The 19590-nt window shown below is 40.0% G+C and carries 16 protein-coding genes; 10 read left to right on the forward strand and 6 right to left on the reverse strand.

The features are described 5' to 3' along the window. Window positions 1–113 precede the first annotated feature (113 nt). The 4 genes from SFRI_RS09200 (at window position 114) to SFRI_RS09215 (ending at window position 8311) form a co-directional block, all read left to right on the forward strand. The gene (locus SFRI_RS09200; RefSeq protein ID WP_011637255.1) at window positions 114–1379 is read left to right on the forward strand and encodes a sugar MFS transporter; all 1266 of its coding nucleotides are present in this window, start codon (window positions 114–116) and stop codon (window positions 1377–1379) included. Window positions 1380–1683: 304 nt separating this feature from the next. After that, a complete protein-coding gene (locus SFRI_RS09205) occupies window positions 1684–2898 on the forward strand; it encodes an RsmB/NOP family class I SAM-dependent RNA methyltransferase (RefSeq protein ID WP_011637256.1) in 1215 nt (404 codons plus the stop codon). 205 nt (window positions 2899–3103) lie between these two features. Then, window positions 3104–5377 carry a bifunctional diguanylate cyclase/phosphodiesterase gene (locus SFRI_RS09210; protein ID WP_011637257.1) on the forward strand — a complete coding sequence of 758 codons (2274 nt, stop codon included), beginning with the start codon at window positions 3104–3106 and terminating at the stop codon, window positions 5375–5377. Window positions 5378–6055: 678 nt separating this feature from the next. Then, entirely contained in the window at window positions 6056–8311 is a 2256-nt protein-coding gene (locus SFRI_RS09215) for a bifunctional diguanylate cyclase/phosphodiesterase (protein ID WP_011637258.1), read from the forward strand. A gap of 123 nt (window positions 8312–8434) precedes the next feature. On the opposite strand, the gene ald is transcribed toward SFRI_RS09215, so the two are convergent. After that, entirely contained in the window at window positions 8435–9550 is a 1116-nt protein-coding gene (ald, locus tag SFRI_RS09220) for an alanine dehydrogenase (RefSeq protein ID WP_041412915.1), read from the reverse strand. A gap of 182 nt (window positions 9551–9732) precedes the next feature. Between ald and lrp the strand changes: the two genes are divergently transcribed. From lrp to serS, 6 genes are all read left to right on the forward strand, one after another. Further along, window positions 9733–10230 (forward strand): leucine-responsive transcriptional regulator Lrp, encoded by a 498-nt coding sequence (gene lrp, locus SFRI_RS09225; protein WP_011637260.1) that lies wholly within the window; start codon window positions 9733–9735, stop codon window positions 10228–10230. 272 nt (window positions 10231–10502) lie between these two features. After that, complete coding sequence (locus tag SFRI_RS09230) at window positions 10503–13157, forward strand: DNA translocase FtsK (RefSeq protein ID WP_011637261.1); 2655 nt, start codon at window positions 10503–10505, stop codon at window positions 13155–13157. A gap of 11 nt (window positions 13158–13168) precedes the next feature. After that, on the forward strand, window positions 13169–13813 hold the full coding sequence (gene lolA / locus SFRI_RS09235; protein WP_011637262.1) for an outer membrane lipoprotein periplasmic chaperone LolA: 645 nt from the start codon (window positions 13169–13171) through the stop codon (window positions 13811–13813). Window positions 13814–13821: 8 nt separating this feature from the next. Beyond that, entirely contained in the window at window positions 13822–15153 is a 1332-nt protein-coding gene (locus SFRI_RS09240) for a replication-associated recombination protein A (RefSeq protein WP_011637263.1), read from the forward strand. Next, window positions 15146–15520, forward strand: coding sequence for a fluoride efflux transporter CrcB (gene crcB, locus SFRI_RS09245; protein WP_011637264.1), 375 nt, complete (start codon window positions 15146–15148; stop codon window positions 15518–15520). The genes SFRI_RS09240 and crcB overlap by 8 nt, the downstream gene beginning before the upstream one ends. Window positions 15521–15538: 18 nt before the next feature. Beyond that, window positions 15539–16825 carry a serine--tRNA ligase gene (gene serS, locus SFRI_RS09250; protein ID WP_011637265.1) on the forward strand — a complete coding sequence of 429 codons (1287 nt, stop codon included), beginning with the start codon at window positions 15539–15541 and terminating at the stop codon, window positions 16823–16825. A gap of 484 nt (window positions 16826–17309) precedes the next feature. On the opposite strand, the gene SFRI_RS09255 is transcribed toward serS, so the two are convergent. The 5 genes from SFRI_RS09255 to SFRI_RS09275 all read right to left on the reverse strand — a co-directional run bounded on the left by SFRI_RS09255 (window position 17310) and on the right by SFRI_RS09275 (window position 19437). Further along, window positions 17310–17648 (reverse strand): TusE/DsrC/DsvC family sulfur relay protein, encoded by a 339-nt coding sequence (locus SFRI_RS09255; protein ID WP_011637266.1) that lies wholly within the window; start codon window positions 17646–17648, stop codon window positions 17310–17312. Beyond that, complete coding sequence (gene tusB / locus SFRI_RS09260) at window positions 17642–17950, reverse strand: sulfurtransferase complex subunit TusB (RefSeq protein WP_011637267.1); 309 nt, start codon at window positions 17948–17950, stop codon at window positions 17642–17644. Before tusB ends, SFRI_RS09255 begins: the two co-directional genes overlap by 7 nt. Further along, entirely contained in the window at window positions 17947–18303 is a 357-nt protein-coding gene (tusC, locus tag SFRI_RS09265; protein WP_011637268.1) for a sulfurtransferase complex subunit TusC, read from the reverse strand. The genes tusB and tusC overlap by 4 nt, the downstream gene beginning before the upstream one ends. Window positions 18304–18322: 19 nt before the next feature. Continuing rightward, window positions 18323–18712 carry a sulfurtransferase complex subunit TusD gene (tusD, locus tag SFRI_RS09270; RefSeq protein ID WP_011637269.1) on the reverse strand — a complete coding sequence of 130 codons (390 nt, stop codon included), beginning with the start codon at window positions 18710–18712 and terminating at the stop codon, window positions 18323–18325. A gap of 65 nt (window positions 18713–18777) precedes the next feature. Beyond that, on the reverse strand, window positions 18778–19437 hold the full coding sequence (locus SFRI_RS09275) for a Bax inhibitor-1/YccA family protein (protein WP_011637270.1): 660 nt from the start codon (window positions 19435–19437) through the stop codon (window positions 18778–18780). Between the last annotated feature and the right edge of the window lie 153 nt (window positions 19438–19590).

Raw genomic sequence — 19590 nt, forward strand, 5'->3', positions numbered from 1 at the left:
CAATATACAAACAATATAAAAGCTAATGCATCTAACAGTCATATCTTATATGGCCGTCATTATAGATAGACAAAAAAGCAATATAACAATAATTAACAAGAAGAGACCACTCTATGGCTTCATCAATGCAAAGTACTCAACAAACAACAGTGACAGGTGACAGCGGTAGTTATCGCTTTGCTCTAGTGTCATTGACTTCACTGTTTTTCATGTGGGGATTTATTACCTGTTTAAATGATATTCTCATCCCACATTTAAAAGCGGTGTTCTCACTCAATTACACCGAAGCAATGTTGATCCAGTTTTGTTTCTTTGGGGCGTACTTTTTAGTCTCATTACCAGCAGGTAAGTTAGTCAAAAAATTAGGTTATCAAAAAGGTATCGTCACTGGGCTCGTCATTGCTTGTATCGGGTGTTTGTTATTTTACCCTGCTGCAGCGTTTGCAACTTATGGATTATTCCTAGGTGCACTGTTTGTATTGGCGTCTGGGATCACCATTCTACAAGTGGCGGCAAACCCTTATGTCAATGCGTTAGGCTCAGTTGAAACCGCATCAAGTCGTTTAAACCTAACCCAAGCATTTAACGCATTAGGGACGACTGTAGCTCCTTTCTTTGGTGCTGTATTAATATTGTCTGTTGCATCTGGTGCGGTAGAAGGCTTAAGCCAAGCGCAATCAGAAGCTGAAGTGGTAAAGCTTCCATACCTTATTCTGGCTGCAATGTTAGGCTTGCTCGCGTTAATTTTTTCCAAACTCAATTTACCTACCATTGCTGAACACAGTGATGATTCTGCTACTGGCGTGATAACGCATAATGGTAAAACCAGTGCCTTACAAAGCATGCATTTAGTGTTGGGTGCTGTCGGTATTTTTGTCTATGTTGGCGCTGAAGTGTCTATTGGTAGCTTTTTAGTTAACTTTTTAGGCGAAGAACAAGTTGCCGGTTTACAAGAAGCAGAAGCCGCTAAATATATCACCTACTATTGGGGCGGGGCGATGATAGGCCGTTTTGTCGGTTCTGTGATTATGCAAAAAATCCCAGCAGGTACCATGTTAGCGTTTAACGCTTTTGTTGCCGCAGCACTGGTGTTAGTGGCAATGAACAGTACTGGCGCTGTGGCCATGTGGTCAATTTTGGCAGTTGGATTGTTTAATTCGATTATGTTCCCAACTATCTTTAGCTTAGCATTGCGAGATTTAGGTCCACACACCTCACAAGGTAGCGGCATATTATGTTTAGCCATTGTTGGCGGCGCAATTGTACCGTTATTACAGGGTGTGATGGCCGATAACATGGGCCTGCAAGTGGCGTTTATTTTACCAGTTGTGTGTTATGCGTTTATTTTATTCTATGGCGCTAAAGGCTCAAGAATGTAATCTGGTTTTGATTACAGATACATTGCACTAAATCATCAGCGGCTTTCGGGCCGCTTTTTTTATGTTTTACATTAGTGAACATAACATCACGCAGTTGTGAAAGGGGGAAGGGGTCGCTTCAATGTATTAAGGTCGGGTGATGTTACAAAAGGTCATTCACAGAAAATCTATAAACATAGAATGATTGACTCTTTTATGCTGCCAAAGTGAAGGGTAAAGGCTGATATGGCCTTGCTATCAACAGCTTTAGTCCCTATGATCAGCACGTTTTTAAATTGATCGTTATATTAGATAGAGAGCCCCCATGTTGACTTATCCGTTGTCAGGCAGTTCATCAGAGTTAGTCTTAAATGTGCTAACCATGGTGTTAACCCGAGGAAAACCATTAGATAGAGCTTATTCAGAGCATTTTTCTGGTTTAACGCTTAACCCATCAGAGCAAGCGCGGATCACGCAAGTCACCGGCGATATTTTACGTCGTTTAAACTTATATTGTTTTCTTGTTGATATTAAACCAGAAGAATTTGATCGTTTAGGGTCAAAATTACTTAACGGCTGGCATGTATTTCATGGCTTAGATTTACCTAAAATGCAGTATTCATTGCAACTAGAGCAAGCAGCATTTGAGGCTAATCTAGAACAAGCCAAAACAGACCCTGTATTATGGGATGGTTGTCCTGAGTGGCTAAATGAGCTTGGTCAAGTACAATTGGGTGACAAGTGGCCTGCTGAACGTGCGGCACTGGCAGAGCAACCAAAACGCTATTTACGCGTTAATGAACTGAAATGTAATCGCGACGCCCTTATTGAAAGACTTAAAAAAGAAGGCGTAACGGCAATAGAAGTAAGCGATGTGGCTTCTGCTATTGAGGTCACTTCAGACTCAGCATTATTTCGTACCGATGCATTTAAAGACGGTTGGTTTGAACAGCAAGACGCTGGTTCACAATTAGTTGCTAATGCTGTTGATGCAAAACCAGGTATGCGTGTTGTTGATGCTTGTGCAGGTGCGGGCGGTAAAACCTTGCATATTGCGGCACAAATGCAAGGTAAGGGCCGTTTGCTCGCGATGGATATTGAGCAATGGAAACTGGATAATCTTAAAACTCGCGCTAAACGTGCAGGTGCCCATAACGTTGAAACGCGGATTATTGCCAGTTCAAAAACCATTAAACGCTTAAAATTAACCGCTGACCGTGTGCTATTAGATGTACCTTGTTCTGGACTTGGTGTGCTAAAACGCAATCCAGATTCAAAGTGGCGTGATACTCCTGAGCGTTTGCCTGTGTTGGTTGAATTGCAGAAGCATATTTTGCAAAGTTACAGCCGTATGGTCAAAGTCGGTGGGATATTAATTTATGCGACTTGTTCAATCATGCCTGAAGAAAATCGCGATCAAATTGATGCATTTCTGGCAGACAATCCACAGTTCACGCTAATCGAAGATGAAAACATCTTGGTTTCAGAGCGCGGATTTGATGGTTTCTATCTTGCCAAGATGGAACGAATAGCTGAATAACACGGTCTTTATAAGTTGATAGAACACTTCTTACGGCTAAATACTAAGTTGGCATTTTTAAGTCGATTGGTGTTGGTGTCTCATCAATTGGTAGTAGCTCACTGTATAAGTAATTGAATCTTGCTATCATCACTTAAATTAATATTTTTTTATTTTCATAAATTAGTCTATGACAGCAAGATAAAATAACAATGCTCGGGGATGTATGACGTTAGGAACAAATAGTAATATAAAAGTGACGGCTGAATTACCCTCAATTAGTTCTCAGCAATCGAGTATTGAACGTTATAGCACCATTTTAGATATGGTGCTGCAGGGATTACCTCTCGGCGAAATACTTAACGCAATTGTATTACTTATAGAAGCCCAAAAAATGGGCACATTTGCTTCCGTATTATTGCTTAGCGATGATGGTAAAAGACTATTATTAGGTGCAGCACCAAATTTCTCTGAAGTTTACACGCACGCCATTAATGGTATTGAAATTGGCCCGAATGCAGGTTCTTGTGGTGCTGCAGCATTCACGCGTGAACGTGTTATTGTTGCAGATATTGAAAACCATCCAAATTGGCAGCCATTCAAATCAATACCACTGAATGCAGGTTTGCGAGCTTGTTGGTCTGAGCCAATAAAAGATAGCAAAAATAACGTGCTCGGCACGTTCGCTATGTACTACGACAAAGTTAAATCACCAATTGAACAAGATCTGTATCTCATTCAAGAGGCGGCTCGTTTAGCGAGTTTAGCGATTGAGCGAAGCCGTGGAATGCATATTCAACGGTTAAGTAATAATATTTTCAATAATTTGCCTATGGCATTAGTGATTACCAATAAAGACAACTCTGTATTGTCGGCAAATCCAAAATTTGAAATGTTAACCACTTCGTATAATAAAGATCTTAAATTATTTGATGTCCAACGTTTTTTAAGTCAATCAGCACCAGAAAAAGTGGCAGATTTGTTTAATACAATCTCTCATGGTCATGCTTGGAAAGGTGAAATGAGAGGTTTAAGATCTGACAATGACATTATTTATATAGACCTGACAGTGACGGTTATTCGAGACTCTTTTACACAACAAAATTGTTATGCTTGGCTTATTACGGATATAAGTGCGCGTAAACATGCTGCTAAAACCATTGATTTTCAAGCTAATCATGACCATTTAACGGGATTAGTAAATCGAAAGTATTTATTTGAACAGTTACAAATAATGATCGAGGCTACACACGAACAAGAGCATATAAGCCAAAGCTTTAGTCTGTTGTTGATGAATTTAGATCATTTTAAGCAAATTAATGACAGTTTGGGGCACGACTGTGGTGATGCCGTTTTACAAAAATTAGCAAAACGCTTATTACAGAATATTCCTGACAATGCACTTTTATCACGTATTGGTGCAGACGAATTCGTGCTGTTACTTCCTGGACGCATTGAAGCGGATACTTTAATGGAGCTTGCCAGAAAACTCAGTGATATTTTAAGTAATAACATGACAGTAGCAGACCAAAACCTGATGTTGTCTATGAGTATTGGTTTATCTCGCTTTCCAGATGATGCCAACAATGTTGAGCAAATCTTAAATTGTGCTAGTCAAGCTATGTACAATGCTAAAGCAAAAGGGCGCAATTGTTTTGAGTTTTTTAACGATAAAATTCAACAAGCTGCAGAACGAACTGCTCAAGTGCATTTACACTTAAAAAACGCCATTAGTAATAATGAGTTTGAGTTATTTTACCAACCCATTGTGAATCCCTTTACTGGTCAAATTATCAAAGCTGAGGTGTTGCTTCGATGGCTACATGATGGCCAATTTATTTCTCCTGAGGAATTTATTCCCATTGCAGAAGAATCGGGATTAATTGTACAAATCGGAGAGTGGGTTAGAACCCAAGCTGTGGTCTGTGCTATTGAATTACAACAGCGTCAACTCCCATTACCATTATCGATAAATGTATCTACTATTGAGTTTTGGTCAAACGAACTGCAGCAACGTTTTTTGAATTATTTTGATTCAATACAGCAACAGTTCGATTTAACGGTATTCCCTTACGAATTGCTCACGTTGGAAATCACTGAGTCACTAATGATGAAACAACAGAGTAATATTAATCTCTTACTAGAAGAGCTTAGGCGTCGAGGTTTAAACATTTCGGTAGATGATTTTGGTACTGGTTACTCGTCATTATCTTATTTAGTTAATTTCCCAGTGGATCAAATCAAAATTGATAAGTCGTTTATTAAAAAAATAGCACAAGGTGAACGTCACAAAGCGATAATTGAAGCTATTGTTAGTATGAGTCGCGCGCTAGATTTATCGGTCATTGCAGAAGGGGTTGAAACCCAAGCTGAACTTGATTTTATTAAGGAGCAACAGATCGATGCGGTACAAGGGTATTATTTTTACAAACCTATGCCAAAAAATGATTTTTTAACATTATTGGCTGAACAACAGAATAAACTGTCTGATTTCACATAAGTTTTTCCTGTCAAAAAAGGTAAAGTTCATCGGACATAATACTGTGAATTCTCTTTATCTGCTTTACTAATCACAATGAAATAGAACATCGATTCTAATAACATTCCCATAGTCCCTATATTTTTAATCTACCTAGCCATTTATGTTTTGTATGCGTCAAATTTAAAAAGCTTAATTGGTTGCTGACACATACTCTAATAGTTGGGTCGTTTTGATTATAAAAAATATCCGTACATGAGTTCGATAAAGTAATGGGTGTATTTGAACATGGCTATAACGGTGTAAAGAGACAAAAGTCAGTTTGATTGAACGAACAAGAGATTCAGTATCGCGACATTAAATTACAATGATGATATTGATAAACCGATAAAAACCATCAATCTCTTTGAACGCTGGGTTCAACCAGCACCTAAACTTTAGTACATTTATCCATCTCAAAACAAATGCTCACAAATATCATCTACATCACTTTAAGTTGCCTTTAATTTAATGACAAGTCCGTAGGCTGGCCGAAACCTATTCATCCTAATCCCCCCCCCTTTCTTTACCCGCTAGAAGCATCTTTGATGTTAACTTTATTGAATTAATTTTCAGTTTTACATTGATAAAATTATGATAAATGCATAATGTTTATTAGCAAGTTGTGTTGTAAATTGGATGATAGAATAACGGAGTCATATGGATATAGGGCCGCATATCAATAAATTAGTTGAAGATACCAACCAGTATGATTTTCGAGAATCGAGTATTGAGCGATACAGTACAATACTCGATATGGTATTGCAGGGGCTGCCATTAGGCGAAATGCTTCATGCTTTAGTTTTATTGATTGAAGCACAAAAGATTGGCACTCGTGCATCAGTGCTTTTGTTGAGTGATGACGGTAAAAGGTTACTATCGTGCGCAGCTCCTAACCTTCCTGAAGAGTATAACAATGCCATTAGCGGTACAGAGATAGGCATTGATGTGGGCTCTTGTGGCGCAGCAGCATTTACACGTGAAAGAGTCATTGTTGAAGATATTGAGCATCATCCAAATTGGAAAAATTTTAAAGAGATACCTTTAAAAGCCGGATTAAAAGCGTGTTGGTCTGAACCAATAAAAGACAGTAATCAAAATGTACTCGGTACTTTTGCCATGTACTATGACACGATTAAATCGCCGTCGGAGCAAGATTTACACCTAATACAAGAAGCGGCACGTTTGGCCAGTTTAGCCATTGAACGAAGCCGTGGAATGCATATTCAACGGTTAAGTAGCAAAATATTTAACAGCTTGCCCATTGCGTTAGTTATTACCAGTGAAGACAACTCGGTATTATCAGCCAATCCAATTTTTAAATCCTTAACGTCTACCTATTACGCCAATCTTAAATTATTTGATGTTAATCGCTTTTTGAGTCACTCCCAACAAGATGTAGTAGCAGATTTATTTGAGCATTTAAAGCGCGGACACCCTTGGCAAGGGGAGTTAAAAGGTCTTAAAACCGACAATGATATTATTGATATCTCGCTTAATGTGACCGTTATTAGGGATAGTTTTACGCAACAGAATTGTTTTGCATGGTTAATTACCGATATTTCCGCACGTAAAAACGCTGAAAAAATGATTAACTTTCAATCCAACTATGATCAACTTACCGGATTGTCGAACCGTAAATACTTGTTTGAAAGTCTACAAGCAATGATAGATTCAGAAGACAGCGTTAACGGTTGTAAGCAAGACTTTAGCTTGATGTTGATGGATATCGACCATTTTAAACAAATTAACGACACCCTCGGGCATGATAATGGTGACCTTGTATTGAAATTTGTCGCGCAGCGTTTACTGAGTGCCATTCCTGATAATGTTCTTATTGCACGTATTGCAGCTGATGAATTTGCATTAGTGTTACCGGGTAAAATGTGTTCCGAGTCATTAATTAGTCTTTTTGATGATCTAACGAATGAGTTGAAAAAGCTTTTTATTGTTGGCGGTCAAGATGTCATGTTATCCATGAGTACTGGCCTAGCTCGTTATCCACACGATGCTGATAATGTGGAACAAATATTAAATTGCGCCACTCAAGCTATGTACAACGCAAAATCTCGAGGTCGTAATTGTCTGCAGTTTTTTAATCAGCAAATCCAAAAAGATGCTGAAAGACATGCTGAATTGTACTTACACCTTAAATCTGCATTGAGCCATAATGAATTTGAACTGTATTATCAACCCATTGTGAATCCGTTTAGTGGCCAAATCATTAAAGCAGAAGTGTTATTGCGCTGGATACATGATGGTCAATTTATTTCGCCAGATGAGTTTATTCCTATTGCAGAAGAGTCGGGTTTAATAGTTCAAATAGGTGAGTGGGTGAGAACGCAAGCGTTAACCAGTATCATCGCATTGCAAAAAAGCGGTTACGCCATTCCTTTTGCCATTAATGTATCGACGATTGAATTTTGGACGAGCGATCTACAACAACGCTTTTTAAACTATTTTGATAACATTTCAGAAGCGCTAGGCGGCGAGATCCCGTATCAGTTGATCACTTTAGAGATCACCGAATCATTAATGATGAAACAACAATCATCGATTAGCCAATTATTAACAGAACTTCGGCATCGTGGAATGCAAATTTCAGTAGATGATTTTGGTACTGGTTATTCATCTTTATCGTATTTGGCAAACTTCCCAGTGGATCAAGTTAAAATTGATAAATCCTTTATCCAGAAAATTTCATTGGGGGCGCGACATGAAGCGTTGATTGAAGCTATTGTCAGTATGAGTCGGGCATTAGATCTGTCAATTGTCGCTGAAGGTGTTGAAACTGAAGTTGAATTAAATTTCATCAAAAAACAGAATATAGAAGCGGTGCAAGGGTATTATTTTTATAAACCTATGCCGAAAAATGACTTCTTTGATTTATTGGCGAAACAATCTCGTATATTTTAATATTAGTTTTGGATATTAGTTTTTGATAATAGTGTTTGATATTCGCGCTTAATAAACATAAAAAATGCCGCATATATTAATGCGGCATTTTGATTGAATAAAATAAATTAATTACTTATTCATTTAAGCAAGTAGGCTTTTTGGTTCAGTGAACTCAAGGTTCAACGCTTCAGCCACTTCTTTACAGACCACTTTACCGTGCATTACGTTTAAGCCATTTAATAAATGTTTGTCATTTAATAATGCTTGTTTGTAACCTTGGTTAGCTAACTTGATAATGTAAGGTAGTGTTGCATTGTTTAATGCAAACGTAGAAGTACGCGCTACTGCACCTGGCATGTTAGCCACACAGTAATGCACTACGTCATCAACAATGTAAGTAGGGTCTTGGTGAGTGGTAGCGTGCGATGTTTCAACACAACCACCTTGGTCAATTGCAACGTCAACAATTGCACTACCAGGTTTCATGCGCTTAACCATGTCACGAGTGATTAACTTTGGTGCTGCAGCACCAGGAACTAATACACCGCCAATAACAAGGTCAGCTTCTAATACGTGGCGCTCAATAGCATCAGCTGTTGAGTAAATAGCTTTAACCGCTGAACCAAATTGAACATTTAGACGACGTAATGCATCGATACTGCGATCCAAAACAACAACATCAGCCCCCATACCAACAGCCATTTGTGCTGCGTTTGTACCAACCATACCGCCACCAATGATGACCACTTTAGCTGGCTCAACACCTGGAACACCTCCAAGCAACATACCACGGCCGCCTAATGATTTTTCAAGTGCGCGAGCACCTGCTTGGATTGACATGCGGCCAGCAACTTCTGACATTGGGGCAAGTAATGGTAATCCGCCGCGATCATCAGTGACTGTTTCGTAAGCAATACAAACAGCGCCACTGGTGATTAATTCTTCAGTTTGTGGCAAATCTGGTGCAAGGTGCAAGTAAGTGAATAAAATCTGGTCGTGACGTAACATTGCACGTTCAACTGCTTGTGGCTCTTTAACTTTTACAATCATGTCTGATTTAGCAAACACTTCAGCTGCTGTAGCTAAAATCGAGGCGCCCGCATCAATATAGTCTTGATCGGTAAAACCAATACCCACACCCGCATCTGATTGAACATAAACAACGTGACCTTTTATGGTTAATTCACGTACGCTTGAAGGGACCATGCCTACACGGTATTCGTGGTTTTTGATTTCTGTTGGAACACCAATAATCATTATTTGAGCCTCGATTGACATAAAAAACCCCACTTCAAGTGGGTATAGTTGTTATTAATTGTGACCTGAACGTGCTTATTTCAGGTGACTCTAGTATAGTGCTGCTTTAGCAGATTATGTTGCTGAATTTCGATAATTAATAGGCAGAAGTATTGTTTTAAGGACAAAACAAGGTTGAATATATGGTAAATAGTAAAAGCTTTTCAGTGAAAGATTTGGACCGTATTGATCGTAATATCTTAAATGAACTTCAACAGGACGGTCGCATTTCAAATGTTGAACTATCTAAACGAGTTGGCTTAAGTCCTACACCATGTTTGGAAAGAGTTAAAAGGCTTGAAAAACAAGGTTTTATTAGTGGTTACACCGCGTTGGTTAATCCGCATTTTCTCGGTGCTTCTTTATTAGTCTTTGTTGAGATCACTCTAAATCGCGACACGCCAGACATTTTTGACCGCTTTAACCGTGCAGTTCAATTGCTTGATGATATCCAAGAATGCCATTTAGTCTCTGGTGATTTTGACTACCTATTAAAGACCAGAGTGTCAGATATGTCTGCATATCGACGATTATTAGGTGAAACCTTGCTGAAACTACCCTCTATTTCAGACACTCGTACTTATGTAGTAATGGAAGAGGTTAAACAAACCAACAAGGTTGCGTTATATAACCTAGGCTAACCCCGCGAGATTTATCTCTTATCCAGTTTTTGCAGCCAGAATGATGAATTATAGATGACTGTCGTTGCCTATGTTCATCTTTTTCGTTAATCAAACATTTTTTGTATATAAAATCATCATCTTGATTAGCTTCATCCATGCTTTTATGTTTCTTGATTAATTCGACATAACAATCGATTGAGCTTGGTTAATTCAAGGTGCATAATCACTGCAAATACAGTGATATTCTGTTATCTTAACCCTTATTTTTCACTTTTTATGGATGCTTTCGTTTGACTCAGGAAAATAGTCTTAAAACACTCAGTGGCCTACAACGGCTGCTTGAAGGTGGCCTTATATTATGTTGCATGGTTGCAACGTATATTCTATTGGCATTGTCCAGTTTCAATCCAAGTGATCCTGGCTGGAGTCAGTCGCATTTCCAAGGTGAAATTCATAACTGGACTGGTGCTGTAGGTGCTTGGACAGCCGATGTGCTGTTTTATTTCTTTGGTTTTATCGCTTTTTTAATTCCCATGATGATAGCCACAACAGGCTGGTTTATTTTTAATCGCGCGCATCGAGTGTTCGAAATCGATTATTTTTCTGTTGGTCTAAGAATTATCGGCTTTATTCTGATGTTGCTGGCGTTAGCTGCACTGGTCAGTATGAATGCCGACAATATGTTTGTGTTTTCAGCTGGTGGCGTTGCTGGTGACGTTATTGGTCAGGCCATGTTGCCTTATTTTAATAAGCTCGGCACCACATTACTATTAATGTGTTTTATTGGTGCAGGCTTCACCTTAGCGACAGGTGTGAGTTGGTTAACCATTATTGAGTTAACGGGTTTAGGTTCTATCTGGTTAGCCAAAAAAATATGGACATTACCTCGAGTATTTAAACGTGAACGTGAGACCGAAGATACCAAAGGTTTTATGTCATTAGTGGATAAGTTTACCCAGCGCCGTAATGAAATTGATCTTCAAAATGAGCCCTCGCTGGATAAGCAGAGCAAAACGGCAGTCGAAATACCAATTCATACCAAGCCAACCATAGAGACGCCACCTATTGTTGAGAAAAAACGCAGTTTCTTTAGTCGCAAGGCTAAACCTGTTGAAGATATTATCGTCTCAGACATTGATGACGATGAACTTGATATAGATGATCGCCAAGAGCCGTCGATGCAACTCGATAATGACGACACATCTTTTGCACCTTGGGTTGCGACAAAAGATGATGTCGATTTTGATATTGATGACGACAATGATGGCGTTAATGATAGCCCTGCAATTAATAATCTCGATATCGCAGATGAGCCTTTTGAAGAAGCATTTAATAAGCCTCATTCAACAGGGGCATTAGTTGCACAGCAAAAGCCGAAAAAAGATGTCCGAATTGTTGATGGTGTTGTGGTAATTGATGGCCAAAACCCTCAACAAGCTCGTCAAAAAATGGATCCGCTACCGAGTATTACATTGCTTGATGTTCCTGATCGTAAGAAAAATCCCATCAGTGAAGCTGAATTGCAGCAAGTCGCTCGATTGGTTGAAACAAAGCTGGCTGACTTTAATATTATCGCCAATGTAGTAGGGGTATATCCTGGACCTGTGATTACTCGTTTTGAGCTTGAATTAGCTCCAGGGGTTAAAGCGTCTAAAATCACCAATTTATCGAAAGATTTAGCCCGTTCATTATTATCTGAAAACGTGCGTGTAGTTGAAGTCATTCCTGGTAAAGCTTATGTAGGCTTAGAATTACCGAATAAGTTCCGTGAAACGGTGTTTATGCGCGATGTACTCGATTCTGCTGCGTTTAAAGACAGCAAGTCGACATTGTCTATGGTGTTAGGACAAGATATTGCCGGTGAGCCAGTGGTCGTTGATTTAGGCAAAATGCCGCATTTATTAGTTGCCGGTACAACGGGATCAGGTAAATCGGTCGGTGTGAACGCCATGATCACCAGTTTGTTGTATAAATCGGGCCCAGATGATGTCCGCTTTATTATGATTGACCCTAAGATGCTCGAATTGTCGGTGTATGAAGGTATTCCACATTTATTGTGTGAAGTGGTTACCGACATGAAAGAAGCGGCTAATGCACTGCGCTGGTGTGTGGGTGAAATGGAGCGTCGATATAAATTAATGTCGGCATTAGGTGTACGTAACCTTAAAGGCTATAACTTTAAAATTAAAGAAGCCGCCGCCAAAGGGGAGTACATTCCAGATCCATTATGGAAGTCGTCAGAAAGCATGTTAGACGATGCGCCACCATTAGAAAAACTGCCCTCTATTGTTGTGGTCGTCGATGAATTTGCTGACATGATCATGATTGTCGGTAAGAAAGTTGAAGAACTTATTGCTCGTATCGCGCAAAAAGCACGTGCGGCAGGTATCCACTTAATATTAGCGACACAGCGTCCATCGGTTGATGTGATCACAGGCTTGATTAAAGCTAACATTCCAACCCGTATTGCGTTCCAAGTGTCGTCACGAATTGACTCACGTACCATTCTTGATCAGCAAGGCGCAGAAACCTTGTTAGGCATGGGTGATATGTTGTATTTACCTCCTGGAACTGGTTTGCCAAATCGTGTTCATGGTGCGTTTATTGATGATCATGAAGTGCATAAAGTCGTAGCCGATTGGTGTGCTCGTGGTAAGCCACAATATATTGAAGAAATTCTTAATGGTGCTACCGATGGTGAACAAGTACTGTTACCCGGTGAAACCTCCGATAGTGAAGAAGAGTTGGATGCGTTATATGATGACGCGGTAGCATTTGTTACCGAAACTCGCCGCGGCTCAATTTCTAGCGTACAACGTAAATTTAAAATTGGTTACAATCGCGCCGCCCGCATTATTGAAATGATGGAAAGCCAAGGTATTGTGACAGCCCAAGGCCACAACGGTAATCGTGAAGTGTTGGCTCCGCCACCACCGAGAACATAATAGGAATGATGATGAATAAACGTATTACAGTATTAAGCCTATTACTAGCCACAAGTTTAAGCAGCGCTGCCGCAATGGCCGATGACGCAACCGAATTACGCGCTAAGCTATCTAATATTGATAGCTTACATGCGACATTTTCCCAGCAAGTGACTGACATTAACAGTAAGCCTATTCAAACTGGAAGCGGGGTATTTGCACTTGCGTATCCGAATCAATTTTACTGGCATTTAACTCAGCCAGACGAATCATTAATTGTGGCTGATGGCGCTAATTTATGGATTTATAATCCTTTTGCGGAAGAAGTGACTGTGATGGATGTTGCTCAAGCCGTTGATGCATCACCTATGGCTTTGTTAGTGCATCGAGACGAAGCCACATGGGCTAAGTATTCGGTCACTAAGCGTGCCGTAAGCGGAAAATCAACCTGTTTTGATATTCAACCTAAAAAACTTAACAGCAATGTTGTAGCCGTGAGTGTGTGTTTTGAAGCTAGCCAGTTAGTTAAATTTAACTTAACTGACGAGCAAGGCAACCTAAGTCAATTTGCCTTAACTCAACAACGTAAAGTGAAAGACAACGAAGCAAACATATTTAAGTTTGCCGTGCCTGATAACGTTGATATAGACGATCAACGTTTAAAGCAAGCTAACTAAGACGTTTTATGGCTAATTTAGGTTTTGATTTTGCCCCAGACTTTCGCCCCTTGGCTGCTCGTATGCGTCCAAGGGACATTAGCGAATACATTGGTCAGGCACATTTATTAGGTGAAGGTAAACCTCTGCGTAAGGCACTAGAGGCAAACCGAGCACATTCGATGTTGCTGTGGGGCCCACCCGGTACGGGAAAAACCACATTAGCAGAGTTAATTGCCCATTATGCCAACGCCCATGTTGAACGTATTTCTGCGGTAACATCTGGCGTAAAGGACATTCGTGCCGCTATAGAACAAGCTAAAGCCATTGCCCAAAGTCGCGGACAACGTACCTTGTTATTTGTCGACGAAGTTCATCGTTTTAATAAAAGCCAGCAAGATGCCTTTTTACCTTTTATTGAAGACGGCACAGTTATTTTTATCGGTGCCACCACCGAAAACCCCTCATTCGAAATCAATAACGCATTATTGTCGCGTGCACGTGTTTACCTTATTAATCGCCTGAGCTCTGACGAAATTAACTTAATTGTCACTCAAGCTTTAGTCGATGTTGAACGTGGTTTGGGTAAACGCCAATTAATATTACCTGCCGATGTAGCCAAGCAATTGGCCGACATAAGTGATGGTGACGCACGTAAAGCGCTTAATTTGCTTGAGTTAATGAGCGATTTAGTGGCAGATGCTGGCGCGTTTACCACCGAGATGCTGACGCAAGTTGCCGGACACCAAGCTGCGGGTTACGATAAAAATGGCGATCAATTTTACGATTTAATTTCAGCAGTACATAAGTCTGTACGGGGCTCAGCGCCCGATGCCGCTTTGTATTGGTATTGCCGTATTTTAGAAGGTGGCGGCGATGCCTTATATGTTGCCCGCCGTTTATTAGCAATTGCCTCAGAAGACATTGGTAATGCCGACCCAGTAGCGATGACTGTAGCGCTTAATGCCTGGGATTGTTATCACCGCATTGGGCCTGCTGAAGGTGAGCGAGCGATAGCACAAGCAGTATTGTATTTAGCCAGTGCTCCTAAAAGTAATGCCGTTTATAGTGCATTTGGTGCTGCTCGCGAGTTAGCAAAACAAACGGGACACGAGCCTGTGCCCAACCATCTGCGTAATGCGCCAACCAAACTGATGAAAGACATTGGCTTTGGCAAAGAATATCGTTATGCACATAATGAACCTGGTGCTTATGCTGCGGGCGAAAATTACTTTCCAGAATCACTGCAACACAGTCAATTTTATCAACCCACGAACAGAGGTTTTGAAAAGCGCATTCAAGATAAATTGGCCCAATTAAACCAACTTGATCAACAAAGCGAGGACAAACGCTATGACTAATGTGTTGTTGGTGGCATTAGGTGGGTCAATTGGTGCAGTTTTACGCTATCTTCTTTCAATTTTTATGATCCAGGTATTTGGAAGCAGTTTTCCTTTTGGTACACTGTTAGTCAATTTATTGGGATCGTTTTTAATGGGCGCCGTTTATGCGCTAGGGCAATTGAGTCATATTAGCCCTGAAATTAAAGCGCTTATTGGCATTGGTCTATTAGGTGCATTAACTACGTTTTCGACTTTTTCGAATGAAACCTTACTGCTATTGCAAGAAGGTTTATGGCATAAAGCTATTTTAAATGTGTTGTTGAATGTCACCTTATGCCTCTTTATGGTGTATTTAGGTCAACAGCTTATATTTTCACGTGTTTAACTAAAAAGAACTCACAACATGCTAGATCCAAAATTTTTGCGTAATGAACTGGAAATTACTGCCGAGCGTTTAGCCACTCGTGGCTTTATTCTTGATGTCGATAATTTGACCAAACTTGAAGAAAAGCGTAAATCGCTACAAGTTGCTACAGAAGACTTGCAAGCATCGCGTAACGCGATCTCTAAGTCGATTGGTCAAGCTAAAGCACGCGGCGAAGATACCAGTTCCATTATGGCGCAAGTGGGTGATTTAGGTGCACAGCTAGATTCAAAGAAAGCAGAGCTTGCTGAGTTGTTGCAACAGATCAATAGCATCGCCATGAGCGTGCCAAATTTGCCAGACGAATCGGCTCCCGTAGGTGCTGATGAAAACGACAATGTTGAAGTACGTCGTTGGGGCACCCCAAAAGTATTCGACTTTGAAGTGAAAGATCATATTGACTTAGGTGAAGCATTAGAAGGACTAGATTTTAAAAACGCGGTTAAAATTTCCGGCTCACGTTTTATTATCATGCGTGGTCAAATTGCTCGCTTAAATCGTGCGTTAGGTCAGTTTATGTTAGACTTACATACCACTGAACATGGCTATACAGAAACATACGTACCGTTATTGGTTAACGAAGAAAGCTTATTAGGCACAGGTCAATTACCTAAGTTTGGTGAAGATTTATTCCACACTAAACCGGCCACCGAAGAAGGCCAAGGTTTATCACTTATTCCAACTGCAGAAGTGCCATTAACTAACTATGTGCGCGATATGATTGTGGATGAAACTGAACTTCCGATGAAAATGACGGCGTTAACGCCATGTTTCCGCAGTGAAGCGGGCTCTTATGGTCGTGATACTCGTGGTGTGATCCGTCTACATCAATTCGACAAAGTAGAATTAGTGCAAATTGCTCATCCAGATCATTCAATGCAAGCATTGGAAGACATTACCTCGCACGCTGAAAAAGTATTACAGTTACTTAACTTACCGTACCGCACTATGGTGCTATGTACTGGTGATATGGGCTTTGGATCAAGTAAAACCTTTGATATAGAAGTGTGGTTACCTGCGCAAAATACTTACCGAGAAATTTCATCTTGTTCAAACATGAAAGATTTCCAGGCGCGTAGAATGCAAGCTAGATACCGTAGCAAAGCAGATAACAAACCTGCTTTATTGCACACCTTAAATGGTTCAGGTTTAGCGGTTGGCCGTACGTTAGTAGCCGTAATTGAAAACTATCAAAATCAAGATGGCACCATCACAGTACCTGAAGCTTTACGTCCATACATGGGCGGTTTAAGCCTGATTGGTTAATGTTATGGGCTAATATGATTGGCCAATTGATATAGTCCTAGCCGCGGTCCATTTTGAGTGTGGCTAGGGTGTTAATTGTCAGTCGTGTACAAGATAGAGCTTTAGACCTTCGTCGTTCTAAAAAACCTGTATGTTGTAGCGCGTTGAGTAATCCCGTAATCCGTAAATCGTGTTAATGGCGTTACCGTGTCGCAGCACATATTTTATTTTTACGTTGTATTGGAAATTGTGTCACTCAGTTTGAGTTGGTCACATATTTATAAGGGTTGGTACAACCAGTAATGGGTTCAAGTCGGCGTGATAATCGTAGGCTTATCTATTTATCAGTTATCTTCTTTTTTATTTTGTTGGTAATTGTTCAACTAGCTCAAGCAGCATTTATAGTGATAGAAAATATATTTCCAAAATAACCTCAGTTAAGGTTAGCCATTTAAAAAGCCCGCTTAAGTTATCTTGAGCGGGCTTTTTTGTAAGCATTAATCAGCTATAAACATTTTGCAGGTTTGGGTAACCCTGCAATTTTAGTTGCTTGTTTTGCAGGGCCAACCGGAAACAAGGTATATAAGTATTTAGAGTTACCTTTATCCGCACCTAAACGTTGACCAATAGCTTTGACCAGCACACGTATAGCAGGACTGGTTTTGTACTCCAGATAAAAATTACGCACAAAACGGATAACTTCCCAGTGTTGCTCGGTCAACTCGATGTTCTCAGTGGCGGCAATCGCAATCGCCATAGGTTCTTGCCAATCATTAACATTTTTTAAATAGCCTTGATGATCGGTTTCAATTTGTTGGCCATTAAATTCAAAAAAGTTTACCAAGTGATCACCTTATCGTGTAACAAAGATTGTTCAACAAATTGTGAATAATCAATAATATCAAAAGAGCCCGCAGCTTCACTGGCTAAAATAATCATCAAGCGATCAAATAAACCCCTAGCAACAACATCATCTTGTAGCACAAACAGCTTTACGTCTGCTAAAGCTTGTTGCCACTGGGTTTGTAATAAACAATTCACTGCATCACTAGACAATAAAATACTGTCTGTAGGGTAAATATACCGTAGGCACGTACTTAAGGCATTGTCAGCCATTACTGATGTTTGGATATGATGTAATATCAAAATACTAACACCTCATCAGCGGCTTGCAGGGTTTGAGTAATAACCTCTGGAGTCGCCACCGTCGCTGTAATACTAAGGTCATTAGGCTGTAATCCTAAAGTGTGCATTGACTCTGCACACACCAACACGGTATCAATATCGTAAAGAGAAAGCGCTTTAAATGCCGCTACATAATCTTTAGATCCTGCTTGCTCAGGTGTTTGGCCTGCCAGTAAATGTAATACCGCTTCATTGGTAAATATAATACTCACTTGTTGTTCAAAGCTGGCACTGAGCATGGCAAAATCCAGCCCTTCGCGGGTACTGGTGGTACCTAATGGTGCATGCCTAAACATAATTGCCAGTGATTTCATTGTCTTTTCCACTAATACGTTAAAAGCTAATCAACCTGTCAGCTTGTTCAATACCGACCACTAATTCACCCAAACCGCCCATGGTAAAGGCGTCACTGCTATTCCATTGTAGTTTACCATTCTCTGTAGCATCTTGTGGTGATAACACACCACGACGCAGCGCAGCAGACACACAATTGGTTAGCGATATTGAATGTTCTGATGACAATGATTGCCAATTGGAATGCATATCAATTTCGTCAGATGCAGGACAGGTGAGAGCATTACTATTGGTTACGCCATCTTGATAGAAAAAGACGTTGATAATTTGATGGCCATTAGCTAATGCGCTTTGGCAAAATGATAACGCGCGAAAACTGGCTGTAGAGCCATAAACGCTGCCGTTTACTTGAATGATGAATTTGCTCATTATAAAAAAAATGACCCTAATGTAGGGTCATTTTAACGTAATTTGCTGATGAACTCTATCGACGATTAGTCGTCGCTGCCAATACCCATTAAATGTAGTAGGCTTATGAACAAGTTCAAAAAATCTAAGTACAATGAAATAGTCGCACGAACGTAGTTTGTTTCGCCGCCATTCACGATACGACTAGTGTCATATAGAATGAAACCAGTCATTAGCAACGCAATACCTGCATTCATTGCCATAAATAATATTGAGCTACCAACGAATATGTTAATGACCATAGCACCGATCATTACTAATAAACCCGCAAATAAGAAGCCGCCCATAAATGAGAAGTCTTTCTTAGTGGTTAACGCATACGCTGAAAGCGACACGAAAATGATAGAGGTTAACCCTAATGCCTGCATAATTAAGCCAGGGCCATTTGCCATACCAGCATAATGGTTAAGAATGTAACCGAGCGACGCGCCTTGCATACCGGTAAAGGCAAACACCCAAAATATAGCAGCAGCACTGTCGGCTTTTTTAAGGGTTACAAATAATAACACTAAGCTACCCAGTGATAAGCCTAAAGACATCATTGGGCCAATGTTGATTGCCATGGCTAAACCTGCAGTTACTGCAGAAAATGCCAATGTCATTGCCAGCAACATATAAGTGTTTTTTAGCATTTTGTTGACATCAGTAGTCGATAGACTAGGTGATATAACTGATTGTTGATTCATTATCGTCTCCAGGTGTTAACTCAATGATTTGCTCAAAGAGAAAAATATCTTTCACAAAAAAATATTTCACTCTGAAGCTAAATCCTTTTGTATAGCGTAAGCAATGTACATTAAACAAAAATTAATTCATAACAAACATCATCTTAATAGTCG

This window comes from Shewanella frigidimarina NCIMB 400 (genome assembly GCF_000014705.1).
In the GTDB taxonomy this organism is placed as follows: Bacteria; Pseudomonadota; Gammaproteobacteria; order Enterobacterales; family Shewanellaceae; genus Shewanella; species Shewanella frigidimarina.